The 15,202-nt window shown below is 60.2% G+C and carries 9 protein-coding genes; 4 read left to right on the top strand and 5 right to left on the bottom strand.

All coding sequences use genetic code 11. The features are described from left to right. The first annotated feature begins 79 nt into the window (after positions 1 to 79). From AC13CE_RS09000 to AC13CE_RS08990, 3 genes are all read left to right on the top strand, one after another. Entirely contained in the window at positions 80 to 922 is an 843-nt protein-coding gene (locus tag AC13CE_RS09000) for a pyrroline-5-carboxylate reductase family protein (RefSeq protein ID WP_482972176.1), read from the top strand. A gap of 43 nt (positions 923 to 965) precedes the next feature. Beyond that, positions 966 to 2,231 carry a glutamate-5-semialdehyde dehydrogenase gene (locus tag AC13CE_RS08995; protein ID WP_482972175.1) on the top strand — a complete coding sequence of 422 codons (1,266 nt, stop codon included), beginning with the start codon at positions 966 to 968 and terminating at the stop codon, positions 2,229 to 2,231. 122 nt (positions 2,232 to 2,353) lie between these two features. Continuing rightward, the gene (locus tag AC13CE_RS08990; RefSeq protein ID WP_482972174.1) at positions 2,354 to 3,139 is read left to right on the top strand and encodes a death domain-containing protein; all 786 of its coding nucleotides are present in this window, start codon (positions 2,354 to 2,356) and stop codon (positions 3,137 to 3,139) included. A 3-nt stretch (positions 3,140 to 3,142) separates the two neighbouring features. Here the strand turns inward: AC13CE_RS08990 and AC13CE_RS08985 are convergent, their stop codons facing one another. From AC13CE_RS08985 to AC13CE_RS08965, 5 genes are all read right to left on the bottom strand, one after another. Continuing rightward, on the bottom strand, positions 3,143 to 6,742 hold the full coding sequence (locus AC13CE_RS08985; protein WP_482972173.1) for a class I SAM-dependent DNA methyltransferase: 3,600 nt from the start codon (positions 6,740 to 6,742) through the stop codon (positions 3,143 to 3,145). Between the two features lie 68 nt (positions 6,743 to 6,810). Beyond that, positions 6,811 to 7,140: a DUF6481 family protein gene (locus AC13CE_RS08980; protein WP_482972172.1), complete on the bottom strand. Its 330-nt coding sequence runs from the start codon at positions 7,138 to 7,140 to the stop codon at positions 6,811 to 6,813. 184 nt (positions 7,141 to 7,324) lie between these two features. Then, positions 7,325 to 9,142: a translation elongation factor 4 gene (gene lepA / locus AC13CE_RS08975; protein ID WP_221540425.1), complete on the bottom strand. Its 1,818-nt coding sequence runs from the start codon at positions 9,140 to 9,142 to the stop codon at positions 7,325 to 7,327. Between the two features lie 53 nt (positions 9,143 to 9,195). Further along, positions 9,196 to 11,409, bottom strand: a complete 2,214-nt coding sequence (locus tag AC13CE_RS08970) for a putative bifunctional diguanylate cyclase/phosphodiesterase (RefSeq protein WP_482972171.1) — start codon at positions 11,407 to 11,409, stop codon at positions 9,196 to 9,198. Positions 11,410 to 11,513: 104 nt separating this feature from the next. Then, a complete protein-coding gene (locus AC13CE_RS08965; RefSeq protein ID WP_482972170.1) occupies positions 11,514 to 13,712 on the bottom strand; it encodes an EAL domain-containing protein in 2,199 nt (732 codons plus the stop codon). Between the two features lie 173 nt (positions 13,713 to 13,885). Between AC13CE_RS08965 and AC13CE_RS08960 the strand changes: the two genes are divergently transcribed. After that, positions 13,886 to 15,193 (top strand): FAD-dependent oxidoreductase, encoded by a 1,308-nt coding sequence (locus AC13CE_RS08960; protein ID WP_482972169.1) that lies wholly within the window; start codon positions 13,886 to 13,888, stop codon positions 15,191 to 15,193. The last annotated feature ends 9 nt before the right edge of the window (positions 15,194 to 15,202 follow it).

Raw genomic sequence — 15,202 nt, 5'->3', positions numbered from 1 at the left:
TTTCAAATTATCGAACTCGCAAGAACTTTATAGAAATGAGCCAAGAAACGTTTAAGACTTCAACGTTCTTTATTGTAGATTGAACCTAAAGCAAGAATTACACAAAGCGCCCGAAGCGCGGAAACGGAATTCTAAAATCGTAAACTCTATTCTTATTGTCGGCTGCGGAAAAATGGGCTCCGCTTTACTTTCGCAATGGGTCCACGGGGACGAGTCCATTACCGTCGTCGACCCCATGGCGGGCGACCTGCCGGACGGTGTTAAACTCGTCCGCGAACGCAGCGACATTTCGTCCGAAAGTTTCGACTGCATTGTCGCCGCCGTCAAGCCGCAGCTGATTGACGAAGTATTGCCCGACTATGCCGAAAACCTGGTGGAAGGCGGATATGTCCTGTCCATAGCGGCGGGTTATTCCGCATCTCGCCTGTCTAAACTGATGGGCGATGCCCCCGTGGTCCGGACAATGCCCAATCTTCCCGCTGCGATCGGCCGCGGCGTGAGCGGCCTCTGCCCCGGCCCCCATGCGACGGATGATCACATGAAGCACGCGCAAGAATTCATGGGCCGTGCGGGCACTACCATAACCGTCGACAGCGAAGAGAAGCTCGATCGGGTGACCGCAGTCGCAGGCTCGGGCCCCGGCTATGTATTCGAAATCGCACGTGCCTATGCGGAAGCTGCGATGGCGCAGGGGTTCGACGAGGAAGAAGCACGCGAAATGGTGCTCGGCACCATCGGCGGAGCGATTGCCATGGCCAGCGAACCTGGTGCAGCAAGCCTCGAGGACCTGCGCAATTCGGTGACCAGCAAGGGCGGCACCACAGCGGCCGGCCTGAATGCACTGAACGGCGACAATGGCCTATCCGACCGCCTGCATGCTACACTGCAGGCAGCCTACGACCGGGCAGTCGAGTTGCGCTGAACCTGAAGCGCCTCCAGCCCACCACGAGACGAAGAGAGTACCCATGAACGACCAGACCCTAGACCCGCAAATCCACATTACCACGCTCGGCCAGAACGCCCGCAAGGCGGCGCGCGGCCTGCTTTCCGCCAGCACCGAGGCCAAGAACACCGCCCTGCGCGAAGCGGCCAAAGCCCTGCGCGCGGCGACACCCGAGCTGCTGGAAGCGAATGCCGAGGACGTGAAGAGCGTGGAGGGCAAGAAGCCCGACAGCTTCATCGACCGCCTCAAGCTGACCGAAGACCGCATCGAAGGCATGGCATCGGCACTGGAAGAGATCGCCGAACTCCCTGATCCCGTCGGCCGCGAGCTGGCGACTTTCGAACGGCCCAACGGCCTTTCTATCCAGCGGGTGGCGGTGCCCATCGGCGTGATCGGCATGATCTATGAAAGCCGCCCCAACGTGGGCGCCGATGCCAGCGCGCTGTGCCTCAAGAGCGGTAACGCCGTCATCCTGCGCGGCGGCAGCGAAAGCCGCCATTCGACCCGCGTGATCGTCGAAGCCATGCGCAAGGGCCTCAAGGCCGCAGGCCTGCCCGAAGATGCCGTACAGACGGTCGGCACCACCGACCGCGCCGCCGTTGCAGAGTTGCTCAAGGCAGATGAATTCATCGACCTCGTCATCCCGCGCGGCGGCCGGGGCCTTGTCGAACTGGTGCGCGACCAGGCGAGCGTCCCCACCCTCCTCCACCTCGACGGCAATTGCCACAGCTATGTCCACGAGGCGGCCGATCTCGACAAGGCAGCCGAAGTCATCCGCAATGCCAAGCTGCGCCGCACCGGCGTCTGCGGGGCAACCGAAAGCATCGTGGTCGACCGTTCGGTGGCGAAGGACTTCATCCCGCGCCTCACCAAGGTCATGGGCGGCGATTGCGAATTGCGGGGCGACGAGGAAGCCGTTGCCATCAATTCCAGCATCAAGCCCGCAACCGAGGCCGACTGGAACACCGAATATCTCGATCCCATCGCCTCGGTGAAAGTGGTCGGCGGATTGGACGAAGCGATCGACTGGGTCGACACCCATTCTTCGCACCACACCGACGCGATCATGACCGAGGATGACGAGGCGGCACGCCGTTTCATGACCAGCATCGACAGCGCCATTGTCATGCGCAACGCCAGCACGCAGTTCGCCGATGGCGGCGAATTCGGCATGGGCGCGGAAATCGGCATCGCCACCGGCAAGATGCACGCCCGCGGTCCGGTCGGGCTGGAGCAGCTGTGCAGCTTCAAATACCTCGTCCACGGCCAGGGCCAGACGCGTCCATAACGCGCTACGGCCCCGCTGCCTGAGCGCGGGGCTGTAGGGTTTCGCCTGCGGGCGATCCTATTCCGCTTTCCTACGCGCTGCCGCCCCGCCCATTTCGGCGCTTTTCCTACAGGAGCGCCCGCATGACCCGCCGCAAGGACCCCGCCGAAACCCGCACCCCCGTCGCCGCAGAGGACCTCCCTCCGTTCGACACCGTCCCCGTCAAATACCGGCACGACGGGTGGACGCCCGCCCGCCAGCGCGCCTTTATCGGTGCGCTCGCCGATACGGGCTGCGTCACCCGCGCCGCGCGTTATGTGAACATGAGCCCCGAGGGCGCCTATTACCTGCGCCGCCGCCCGGGCTCCGAAAGCTTCCGCCGCGCGTGGGAAGCCGCGCTGGACCTCGGCGTGCAGCGGCTGAAGGACATCGCCTTCGAACGCGCGATCGAGGGCCAGCTCAGCCCCGTCTTCATCGGCGGCAAGCTGAAAGGCTTCCGCCGCATCCGCAACGACCGGCTGCTGATGTTCTGCCTGAGGATGAACGCCCGCGACGAACGCGGCAAACGCCTCTCCGCGAGTTACTTCGACTCACAAACGAACCACCCCGCTTCCTTCACTACTCCCGCCCTCACCCGCGCCGAGAAGGACGACATGAACGCCGCGATCGTCGAACATTTCGATCCGGTGGACATGAACCTGGACGAGATCGAGGCCATGCAGACCCAGCTCGCCGAGATCGCGCAGCGCAAGCGCGCCGAGGCAGACGGCTCGCCCGAGCATAATGAGGATGCGTCCTTCCTCCAGCTCGGCCATGGGAAGGACTGGAAAGCGATGGGGGAGCTGGAAGACCTGATCGAGGTCGAGGACGAGCTGGAAGAGTGGAACGAGGATGAAGACCACTGGCGGGCCAATCCGGGGCGGGAGTGAGCGCTATCTTGCGAGGAAATACCCCTCATCGCCATGTCGCGCGCCGCCCATGTCGGCCATGATTTCCAGTACGCGGGCGACACGCTGCTTGCGTTTGGGCGTGTTGCGGCCCTTGAACAGGGCGGACAGCGCTGCTGCGGCGAGCGGCGCTTCGGCTTCGGCCAGCACGTCGCGCATGGTGGCGAATTGTTCGCGCTCGTCCGCAGGCCATGCGCGCTCTTCGACCACACCAGCATCGACCAGTTCGATGTCGAGATCGTCTTGCCCCTTCACCTTGTGGGCGAGGCGCGGCTTCTGGTATTCGGGGCGCAGCCAGCGAACGAGGCCGCGCTTTTCCTCCGCCACACGCTCCTGGTTGAGCGCAACGAGCCGCACGAGTAGTTCCTCTTCGGCGGCTTCCTGGTCTTCGGATTTTTGGGGGCTGGGCGTGGTAGCGCCGGGGCGGCCGACCAGCCGCGCGCCAAGGTCTTCCCAGCTATAAGCAGCGAACACTTCGCGATCTATATCGTCATGGATATCCCTAAGCACCGAGATCAGCCCAGCCTCGTGAATGTCGCGCTCCTTCTGGCTGAACGGCTCCCCCACGCCCTGTTCGAGTTCGCGCAGGCGTTCGAGCACATTGTACATGTCGGTCATGGTGAGGAAATCGTGCTCGGCCAGCCGCTCCTTGCGAAAGGCATCTAGTCGCTCGCCAAGCTGGTCTAGCTTGGCGGATTGCGCGTCAGTGAGAATTGGGAATGGGAAAGGCTCAAAGCACGTCGTCGTGATGTAGCGAGCATCATTCCCCACACCCATCCATGCACAGTTTGCCAAGGTCCAAGTAAGGTGAGGTTTGGCAGATAGCTGAGCGAGATAGTGTGGAGCCTCAACCGCGAAATTTACGAGGCCATTCTCAGGTAAAATGGAATGGTCGATATACAAGAAGAAGCGATGCTTACCGGTGTGATTAGAGGCGATCCAACGTCCGAGATCCTTGCTAGCCTCTCTCAACTTCTCGCGAGGCTCCCCGAAAATCCACCAATTTTCTCGATAAACCTTTCGGTTGTTCTGATCCCTCTCAGGCTTCACGTTTTCGAGAACGTGTTGATAAACTTCGGGAAAGCGACTCTGTATCTCTGGCGGATGAAGGCCGTAGAGATCGATAACCATCACACCACGCGGTCGTTGCGCCATATCGCGCCCGTTTCGGAAATTTCGGAGATGCCGCTCAAGCCCGGGGTGCCTGCCTAAACCAAAGTCTGCTGCCTGCTTTGGGCTCACTATGAACCCACTTCCATGCAATTTCACTCCGGGATTCGTTAGTAGCTCATTGGAATAAAGGGGAAGGGCCGATGCGACATCCGCTCCGACCGTGAGGTTTGAGGTTACCTTACCCTCATCCACCTCCAGCCGCACCTCCGGCGTATCGGTGTTCAGCCCGCTCTCGTGCAGCACTTCCGCCAGTTTGCCCTGCCGCTCGCCGCGCACAGCGACGGTCATGGCGATGCGCACCGCCGCCTTGTCGCTGGCCTTGAGCCAGGGGTGGTCGGGAATGGCATAGACGAGACTGAGCGGCAGCTTGGCGTTCATATGCCGCTCCACCACGCGGCGGCTGAAGGTCTGGGTGATCGAATTGGTGGTGATGAAGCCGAAACGGCGCAGCGGGTTCTCGCCCTTGGCGCCCTTGGGAGGCTTGGCGAGCAGGCGCGTCGCCGCCTCGTCCCAGAAATGCATCACGAAATCCGCACCGCCGGGCACATCCTTGCGGATTTTCCACGCAGCCTCAGCATAGCCATCGCCCAGTTCGGCGCGCATGTCCTTGCCGCCGATGAAGGGCGGGTTGCCGACGATGAATTCCACCTCCGGCCAGTCGGCGCGGCGCGGGTTCACATATTCGTACAGCTCCATCTTGGCGTCGGGATCGGGGATTTCCTCGCCTGTGATGGGATGCAGCTTCATCGTCTCGCCGTCCCAGCGGCTGAGCGGCTTGCCATCCTTATCGCGCAGCATCTCCATGCTGTCATATGCAAGCAGCGCGTCCTGATGCCGGATCGTGCCATAGGCATGCAGGATCGGTTCGGGCAGGTTCTTCGCCTCTGTCGTGCGCAGCTGCCATTTGAGAAAGCCGATCCACAAAACGAGGTCCGCAATCGGCACTGCGCGCGGATTGATTTCCAGCCCGTAGAACTGGCGCGGATTGACCGTTTCGCCGTCGAGCAGCAGTCGCGCCTCGTCGTCCCCCAGCGATTCCAGCGCGTCGAGCACTTCGCCTTCGAGGCGCTTCATCAGTTCGAGACTGACATAGAGGAAATTGCCCGTTCCGCAGGCCGGGTCCAGCACGCGGGTGGTGCAGAGCTGGTGGTGGAAGGCGCGCACGGCCTCGACCGCTGCATCCTGCTTGCCCTGCCGGGCCAGATCTTCGGCGAGCTGCTGAACTTCGCCCCAATCTTCACGCAGCGGCTCGATGATGGTGGGCACGACCAGCCGTTCGACATAGACGCGCGGCGTAAAATGCGCGCCCAGCTTGCCGCGCTCCTTTGCCGCCAGCGCACGCTCCAGCAACGTACCGAAGATGGCGGGTTCGACATCGCGCCAATCGCGTTTCGCAGCCAGCCACAATTCGCGGATATCGTCTGCTTCCAGTTGCAGCGCGGTGCGCGTCTTGAAGAGTGATCCGTTGAAGCGTTTCAGCGGCCGGCCGATGTCGCCCGACCAATCGCCTTTGTCCATGGCAGCCCACAGGCTTTCGAGCGCACGCGGGAAGTAATCCGGCGTGGCGATCATCCGCTCCAGCATCGCCTCGAACGGACCGATGCCGGTGCGCTTTTCCTCTTCTGTTTCCGCTATCAGGCCCACGTCCTCGGCGAACATGGTGAAGAGGCAGCGCATCAGAAATTCGGCGATGTCCTTGGGATCGTATCGCCGCTCAAGGCTCTTGGCGATCCTGGCCAGCCGCTGCGCAATATCCTCTGTAACCTCGGCGCTGATGCGCGCCGGATCGAGGCTGTGGGGATCGGTCCAGATTGTGCGGAGACGGTGCTGTACATCCTCTTCGAGCAGGTCAGCCATCGACAGGCGGTAGCTCTGGCGGTCAGGGAAATGGGCGTAGTTGCGGCCCTGCCCGCTGAAATCGGCATAGACTTCGATGACATTGCCAATGTCGGCAACGAGGATGAACGGCGGGTAGGAATGATCGTCCGGCAGCGCGCGCGCATAGTCTTCCGCCTGCTTCTTGGCGGCTATCATCACCCGGTCCCACGATCTGGTTCCGCGCTTGGCATGCCCAAGCTTCTGCGGTGCTTCCACGCCGACTAGTTCAAGCTGCTCGGCCTCGCGCGATTTGGCGCGCTTGGCCGATTGTTTCGCTTCCCAGATGAAACAATCCCGCTTGTAGCAGTCGATGCGTCCGGTAGAGATCGTGCCGTTGGGATGCCGGAAGGTCACGTTGCGCTCGAACACGTAATCGTTGTGGCGCGTGTCTTCCTGTGCCGGGGACGGCTGCTCAACGCCCAACGCGCGAGTGAAGCGCTCCAGAAAAAGTTGCGCATTTGCCATTTCCGATCCGCCCGACTGTTCGAAATCGGCGATCAGCTTTTCCAGCGCGGCTCGGTCGATGTGCCCCATGTGCGCCTATTGCGTGGATTTTAGTCGTCAAACAAGTGTGTTAGCCTTGGGGAACACCAATCCCTCCCTCAGCCCTTCTTCTTGCGCGCCTTGCGTGCGGCATACTTCGCATCGCGCGCGGCCTTCAGTTCTTCCTCGGTCGGTTCGGGCACGGCTGCCGCTGCTGCAGCGGCTTCGGCTGCGGCGGCCTTCTCGGCCTTGGCCTTCTCACGCGCTTCGCGCTTGGCGGCGCTCTTTTCCTTCGCGGCGGCTTCGCGGGCTTCCTGCACGGCCTTGCGCTTGGCGATCGTCGCCTCGTCCATCCTGGGCTTGTCGGCGAGTTTCTTCAGCGCCTTTTCGCGGGCCTTTTCGGCAAGTGCCTGGCGTTCTTCGAAGGTAGGTTGCTTGAATGAGGGCATTATCGATCATGTCGTTTCTGGTTGGCCGGTATTGAACCGGCTGGATATCGGGCCGCGCGGGCGGAGGATTATTCCTCGCCCATACGCAGCGCGGCGATGAAGGCTTCCTGCGGGATAGACACGTTACCCCCGGCCTTCGCCGGGGCAGGCCGCCTGAGGCGCTCTGGCATCCTCAGAATGAGAGTCATTCCTCGCCCATACGTAGCGCAGCGATGAAGGCCTCTTGAGGGATCGAGACGTTTCCGTATTCCCTCATTCTGGCCTTGCCCTTCTTCTGCTTCTCCAGCAACTTTTTCTTGCGGCTGATGTCGCCGCCGTAACATTTGGCGGTCACGTCCTTGCGCATGGCGGCAATGGTTTCGCGGGCGATCACCTTGCCGCCGATCGCGGCCTGGATGGGCACCTTGAACAGATGTCGCGGGATCAGGTCCTTCAGCCGTTCGCACATGCCGCGGCCGCGCTGTTCCGCCACGTCGCGGTGGACGATCATCGACAGCGCATCGACCGGTTCGTTGTTCACCAGGATGCTCATCTTCACCAGATCGCCTTCGCGCAGGCCGATCTGTTCATAGTCGAAGCTGGCATAGCCGCGGCTGATCGATTTCAGCCGATCGTAGAAATCGAACACCACTTCGTTCAGCGGCAATTCGTAGGTCACCTGTGCGCGGCCGCCGACATAGGTCAGGTCCACCTGCACGCCGCGCCGATCCTGGCACAGCTTGAGGATGGAGCCGAGATATTCGTCGGGCGTGTAGATCACCGCCTTGATCCACGGTTCCTCGATCTTCTCGATCCGGCTGGGATCGGGATAATCGGCCGGGTTGTGCAGCATGATTTCCTGCGCCGGGTCGGTCCGCGACTTGTTGAGCTGGATCCGGTAGACCACCGATGGCGCGGTGGTGATCAGGTCCAGATCGTATTCGCGGGTCAGGCGTTCCTGGATGATCTCCAGGTGCAGCAGGCCGAGGAAGCCGGCGCGGAAGCCGAAGCCCAGCGCGGCGCTGCTTTCAGTTTCGAAGCTGAAGCTGGCATCGTTGAGCCGCAGCTTGCCGATGCTTTCGCGCAGCTTCTCGAAATCCGCGGCGTCGACCGGGAAGAGGCCGCAGAAGACCACGGGCTGCACTTCCTTGTAGCCGGGCAGCGCCTTTTCCGCCCCGCCCTTCACCGTGGTGATGGTGTCGCCGACCTTGGCCTGTTCGACTTCCTTGATCTGCGCGGTGATGAAGCCGATCTCGCCCGGGCCGAGTTCGGGCAAATCGGTGCGCTTGGGGGTGAAGCAGCCCACGCGGTCGATCAGATGCTGCGTGCCGCCCTGCATGAAGCGGACGTTGAGGCCCTTTTTGATCACCCCGTCCATCACGCGGACGAGGATGACCACGCCGAGATAGGGATCGTACCAGCTGTCGACCAGCATGGCCTTGAGCGGGGCGTCACGGTCGCCCGTGGGGGGCGGGATGCGCTTGACCAGCGCCTCCAGCGTATCCTCGATGCCGATGCCCGATTTGGCGGAGGTGAGCACGGCGTCCGACGCATCGAGGCCGATGATGTCCTCGATCTCGGCCTTGACCTTCTCCGGTTCGGCGGCGGGCAGGTCGATCTTGTTGATGACGGGGACGATCTCGTGGTCGTGCTCGATCGACTGGTAGACATTGGCGAGCGTCTGCGCCTCGACCCCCTGCGCCGCGTCCACGACCAGCAGCGCGCCCTCGCACGCGGCGAGCGAGCGGGAGACCTCGTAGGCGAAGTCCACATGGCCGGGCGTGTCCATGAGGTTCAGCTCATAGGTTTCGCCATCCTTCGCGGTATAGTTCAGGCGCACCGTCTGCGCCTTGATGGTGATGCCGCGCTCCTTCTCAATGTCCATGTTATCAAGGACTTGCTCGGACATCTCGCGATCGGTCAGCCCCCCGCAATGCTGGATCAACCGATCCGCCAAGGTAGACTTGCCATGGTCGATATGGGCGATGATGGAAAAATTGCGGATCTTGGAAAGGTCGGTCATTGCGCCGACCCATTAGCGCCGCTGCGCCGCCCTGTCAGCCGGATTCGCGCGTGTCAGGTTTCTTGCGGGCCGCCACCCTGTTTGGGCGCGTTGGCCGATAGCTTGAACTGAGCGAAACTCCCCGGCGAAGCCTCGGGCGCCTGGCTGTATTTGCCTGGCGGCAATGCGGTAAGCGGCGCACCGGCCGCCGCCAGCGCATAGGGATTGACCCGGTGGCGTGTGCACAACCCGCCAGCTCCGTCATCGACCAGTTCCTGCTCGAACTCCACTCCCTGGGTATCGTCCATGCTGCGGCGAACGGTGCACACGGCCAACTGACCCTGTCCGAAGTCGAGCACGAACTGGGTACCGATCGGCACATCCTCCAAACCCTGGATCATCGCTCCCGAGCGCGACATGTTGCGCAGCGTCACGTCGTAATAGTGATCCTCGTGGATCAGACCGATCTTGCGGAAGACCGTACGCCGGCTGGCGCGCTGGCTGCCATTGTCGGTGGGTTCGAGCACCCATTCGCCCTTCGCGATCTCTTCGAGCACATTCTCTTGGTCGAGCGCATCGGAGAAGACGAAACCCTGCACGTGACCTACGCCGATCTTCTTGAGTTCGCCCATCAGTTTCACGGAATCGACGCCAGTCGCGACGGTCTCCATGCCCATGGCTCCTGCCAGGGCAACCACCGCCCGGACCAGTTCCATGTCGCCCAGATCGTTGCCCATGACCGGCTCGAAGAAATTCGCACCGATCTTGAGCGCGTTGAACGGTGCACGGCGGAGATAGGACAGGGATGAGAGTCCAGTGCCGAACTGGTCCAGGGTCAGGCGCACGCCAAGCTTGAAGAGCGCGCCGAGAGCGGCATCGACTTTACTCGCATCGCCGAGCAGAACCGATTCATTGAGTTCGAGTTCTAGTCGTGCCGGGTCGAGCCCCGTATCCTTGAGCACGCTATCGACCATCGCGACGAAATCGCTGGCCTCGAACTGCACGGAGGATATGTTGATCGAGAGGCGCAGCGCTTCGGGCCATTGGCTGGCTTCTTCGCATGCTTTCCGCAAAGCCCACTCGCCGATGGGGATAATCAGGCGACTTCCCTCTGCCACCGGGATGAAGGTCTCTTGCGAGACCCGGCCCCTTTCGGGATCTTCCCAGCTGTACTTCGCTTCAAGGCCGATGACCTTGTTATCCGTAAGCGTAACACAGGGCTGATATTCGAGCGTAAAGTTTCCTTCTTCGATCGCGGTGGCGAGATCTTCCTCCATGCGTTTGCGCAGATGAGCCTCGTGTTCGAGATCAGCCGCGTAAAACCTGAACTGACCGCGGCCGCCATTTTTCGAAGCGTAGAGGGCAAGGTCGGCCGCACGGCTCAATTCCTCGCGCTCGACTCCGTCATAGGGTGCGATGGCGACACCGACGGAGCACCCGATACTGCAACGCCCTTCCTCGACCGAATAAGGCTGTGAAAGCATCTGGATGATTTTCTTGGCGATCTCTCCGAGTTCGCCGCGGTCATCCATATCGGGAATGAGTATCTGGAACTCATCGCCTCCGAGACGGCCAATCTCACCTCGACCCGCGACCACTGTATTCAATCGCTCTGCCACCTGCTGCAGCAGTTTGTCGCCAGCTGCATGACCGAGCGTATCATTGACCTGCTTGAACCGATCCAGATCAAGCATAAGGAGCGCCGCAGCGCGTTTAGCACTACGGAAAGTCTGGAGAGTGGAATCGATTCTCTGTTCCATCCGGTGGCGGTTGGCGAGGCCCGTCAGCGTGTCGAACTTAGCGAGACGGCTTGCCTCTTCCTCGCTGCGGAATTCTTCGGTGATATCCGTCGCTGTTCCACGAAAGCCTAAAAACTCTCCGGCATCATCGTATAGCGGTCGGCCGGTTAAACGCAGAACGAGATCTGCTTTTTCGTCTCCCGTTTCGACGGTCATGCCAGCGAAGCTTTTACGTGTCCCCAGTTTCAATCCCAGCGAACGAGCATCTTCATCGGTCGAAACGGGCTGAAGTAGCTGCTGCAAGGGCACCTCGAAAATCCTGGAAGCCCTGTGACCGAACTTCTCTTGGATTTGCGGGCTAAGGTAGCTGAGTATCCCCCGAGTGTCGGTCGCCCAGAAACAGGCAATACCAGAGCTTTCCAGCTGCTCGACGATCGCAAGTTTATCCGATTGCGAAAACTCCGCCGACGGCTGCTGCACGCCGACCACATCCATCATTTCGGCAGATTTGCGGCCTTTGAAAAATTCGGTGAAGGGCATGGCGCCCATGGCTTTCAACCTTGTCGATGGCGGGTTCGGTTGAACCGGACTAGCCTAAAATGGTTAGCATCGAGCTAACGCCGCACGATTCCCTTGTGCTCTGCATCGAGCATTTACGTCGGTTCGAACTCCATTTCAGCAAACCGCGGAATACTCGGCATACGCTTCAGTCCGCTTTCCTGGAGAACACCGAATGCATCATGAGGCAACGCGGCGAGAGGCCGTCCCGCAGCTTCGAGCTCGTAGGGCGAGACCCGATGACGCGTGCAGAGACCGTCGGCACCATTGCTGATCAGGGGGGTTTCGAATTCAACCCCCTGGACATGTTTTCTCGACCGGCGAACGGTCGCAACCGCCAGTTGCCCATCGCCAAGGTCCAGCACCACCTCTGTACCGACCGGCACATCGAGCAACCCTTCTATGCGCGCTCCGGTTTTGGAGATGTTCCTGAGCGTGACGATATAGCGATGGTCATCGTGAATAAGACCAATCTTCCGCAGCACCGATTTTCTGTCGGCCCGATATTTTTCGGGTCCGCGCGGCTCGTAGATCAGTTGACCTTTGGCAAGACGTTCGAGTGCTTCTTCATGGCTTATTGGCTGAGAGAATATGAAGCCCTGCACATGGCTGGCACCCCGCTTCTTGACTAAAGCGAGTTCGTCCTTGGTCTCGGTTCCTTCGGCGACCGTCTCCATCCCCAGTGCGTCAGCCAGGCTTACGATCGCGCTGATTATGGCCGAATTATTATTCCCTTCTTCGGTCGACCCGCGAACAAAGCTCTGGTCGATCTTTATCTTGTCGAAAGGCGCATTGCGCAAATAGCTCAGCGAAGAGTATCCGGTGCCAAAGTCATCGAGAGCGAGGCGTACACCAAGATTTTTCAACTCGGTGAAGATTGTACGCGTAAGATCGTCGTCCCCGGCAAAAACACTTTCTGTGATTTCCAACTCGAGCCTGTCCGGTGCCAGCCCCGACTTCTGCAATGCCCGTTGCACAACCTGGACGAAGTCGCTGCTTGTGAACTGGGTCGGCGACACATTCACCGCAACGCGCAATTCGATTGGCCATTGCGAGGCCTGCTCACACACCTTGTGCAAAGCCCACTCGCCTATCTGCCCGATCATTCCGATATCTTCAGCGCACGCAATGAAGATTTCGGGCGAAACGAATCCGCGTTCTGGATGCTCCCAGCGAATCAGGGCCTCAACTCCAGATAACTTGTAATCGCTGGCCTTCACGATGGGCTGGTAATGCATAACCAGCTCGTCCTTGATTAGCGCGTCGCGCAAGTCCTCTTCAAGCTGTCGGCGAAGCTTCGCACCTTCCTGCAACTCGCGTGAGTAGAAGCGATACTGGCCACGCCCCCCGCCCTTTGCCGCATAGAGTGCCAGATCGGCCGCCTTGACCAATTCTTCTGCATTGAGACCGTCATAGGGCGCAATGGCAATGCCCAGAGAAACGCCAATAATCGCGCGCAACCCGTTGATGGAATAAGGCTGCGCGATCATCTGGATAACGCGCGCGCCCAATTCGCCGAGTTCCCCGCGATCATCGACGTCAGGCAGCATGATGAGAAATTCGTCGCCACCAAGGCGCCCTATCTCACCCTTGTTCCCGAAAATCTGGCCAAGTCGGCCGGAAACCTGCTTGAGGAGTTCATCCCCGGCCGGGTGACCAAGCGTATCGTTAACTTGCTTGAAGCGGTCGAGATCCAGCATCATCAGGGCACAGGCACGCTTGTCGCTGCGGTATTTATTAAGAGATGAATCCAGCTGCTTGTTCATGCGGTGCCGGTTGGCAAGGCCGGTAAGCGCGTCATACTGCGCGAGGCGCTTCGCGTCGCGCTGGCTTTCATGGGTCTTGGTAATGTCCTTGGCACTACCTCGATAACCGCAAAAATTGTGCTGGGCGTCGAATTGGGGTTTCCCGGCAATTTCCAGGATCAGATTCTCGGCAGACGCGGCAACCTTGACCGGTAGTTTGACGATAGAATTGCGAGCGCCAAGATAATAGGCCAGAGGGCGCCCTCCGTCGACCTCCGCGTTCTCGGCATCGTCGCTCTGGAAGATTTCGGTAAGGTGCTTACCGATGACCCCTTCATCACCCAGTCCCAGGCGAGACTGGGCGTTTTGAGACAAATAGATCATCCGACCATGCTGGTCGGTTGCCCAGAACCAGCCCAAGCCCGAATTTTCGACGCTATCGAGCAATTCTACGCGGCGTACGAGGTCGCCCTGCGAGATCGGCACGACTGCCGCCTCGTCAGAGTCGAATGTTTCCGCTCTCGATCCTCTCGAGAAAAATCCCGCCATCCGTTTCCCAGTCTCGGGCTTTCGCCCTGTGCGCACTGCAGAAATGTTACTCCAATGGCCTGGAAGATAAGTAGAAACCCTTACCAAACGAATAACTATAGCGCTTTCCACGACGGGCCTGCTTGCCATGCATGGCCCTACGCGCCATGGTAACGGTTCGGAGAGGGCCGTATATGCGTCACATCGCTATCGTCGGATCGGGTCCGGCCGGATATTACACAGCCGAGGCGGCGGGCAAACAGTGGGGAGAGGATGTGCGGGTCGATGTGTTCGACTCCTTGCCCGTCCCGTATGGCCTTATCCGGACGGGAGTTGCACCGGATCACCAGTCCATCAAGAAAGTCTCGGTGCGGTATGAGAAGACCGCGCTTTCCGAAGAAGTCCGTTTCGTCGGCAACGTGCAGGTCGGCAGGGATGTATCGATTGCGGAACTCCAGGAACTCTATGACGCGGTAATTCTTGCCACCGGAGCACCGCACGACCGCAATCTGGATCTCCCGGGGGAAGAGTTCGCCAATATCTTCGGCAGCGCCGCCTTCGTCGGATGGTACAATGGCCACCCTCAATTCGCCAACCTCGCCCCCGATCTTTCCGGCCGGCACGCGGTGGTGATTGGAATGGGCAATGTCGCGCTGGACGTAGTACGAATCCTGTCCAAGACGGAGGGCGAATTTGCAGGGTCCGACATTGTCGCCCATGCCCTCGATGCGCTGCATGGTTCGGAAATAGAGACGGTCACGATAGTGGGGCGGCGGGGACCTCACCAGATCATGATGACTCCCAAGGAATTGGGTGAACTCATGCATCTTGAACGGGCGAGTCCGCATGTTGACAAGAACGATTTGCCGCCCGGGGCTGACGACGCGATCCTCGAACCGGGTTTGCGCAAGTCGGTTACCCTTCTGCGCGATTTTGCGGCTATCCCGGAAAACATCCATGGCGAAAAACGGATCGCCATCGAGTTCGATTTCTTCGCCAGCCCCAAAGCGTTCAAGGGCAAAGACGGCAAGGTTAGCGCTCTTGAAATAGAGCGTACCACGATCGAGAAAGGCCGCGCGGTCGGCACTGGCGAAATTTATGAAATCCCTGCCGATATCATCGTGACCTGCATCGGATATCGCTCTTCGCCGATAGAAGGCGCTCCCTTCGATGAACGTGCTGGCCGTTTCGCGAATGATGACGGGCGCATCCTGCCCGGTTTGTACTGTGTAGGATGGGCAAAACGCGGACCGACCGGAACGATCGGAACGAACCGGCCTGACGGCTATGGCGTGATAGAACTTGTTGCCGATGACATCGGCAACGGCTCTCGCAAGCGCGGCCGCGCCGGTTTCGACGAACTGGCCGAGAAGCGCCGACTGGATATAGTTACCTTCCGCGACTGGCAAAAGATCGAACAAGCGGAGAACGCCGCCGCTCGTGATGGTTCGCCACGTGAAAAATTCGTCGATATCGAAAGTATGATCGCCGCACTTCGCTAACTGGAACAA

Source organism: Qipengyuania sp. B-5 (genome assembly GCF_056857815.1).
The sequence above is the reverse complement of the archived record's forward strand: the minus strand, read 5'-3'. Positions and strand labels throughout refer to the sequence as shown.

Excerpts from the sequence above, each read along its gene's own strand:
- AC13CE_RS08995 (WP_482972175.1), top strand. The coding sequence starts at position 966 with ATGAACGACCAGACCCTAGACCCGCAAATCCACATTACCACGCTCGGC.
- AC13CE_RS08990 (WP_482972174.1), top strand. The coding sequence starts at position 2,354 with ATGACCCGCCGCAAGGACCCCGCCGAAACCCGCACCCCCGTCGCCGCA.
- AC13CE_RS08985 (WP_482972173.1), bottom strand. The coding sequence starts at position 6,742 with ATGGGGCACATCGACCGAGCCGCGCTGGAAAAGCTGATCGCCGATTTC.
- AC13CE_RS08980 (WP_482972172.1), bottom strand. The coding sequence starts at position 7,140 with ATGCCCTCATTCAAGCAACCTACCTTCGAAGAACGCCAGGCACTTGCC.
- lepA (WP_221540425.1), bottom strand. The coding sequence starts at position 9,142 with ATGACCGACCTTTCCAAGATCCGCAATTTTTCCATCATCGCCCATATC.
- AC13CE_RS08970 (WP_482972171.1), bottom strand. The coding sequence starts at position 11,409 with ATGGGCGCCATGCCCTTCACCGAATTTTTCAAAGGCCGCAAATCTGCC.
- AC13CE_RS08965 (WP_482972170.1), bottom strand. The coding sequence starts at position 13,712 with ATGGCGGGATTTTTCTCGAGAGGATCGAGAGCGGAAACATTCGACTCT.
- AC13CE_RS08960 (WP_482972169.1), top strand. The coding sequence starts at position 13,886 with ATGCGTCACATCGCTATCGTCGGATCGGGTCCGGCCGGATATTACACA.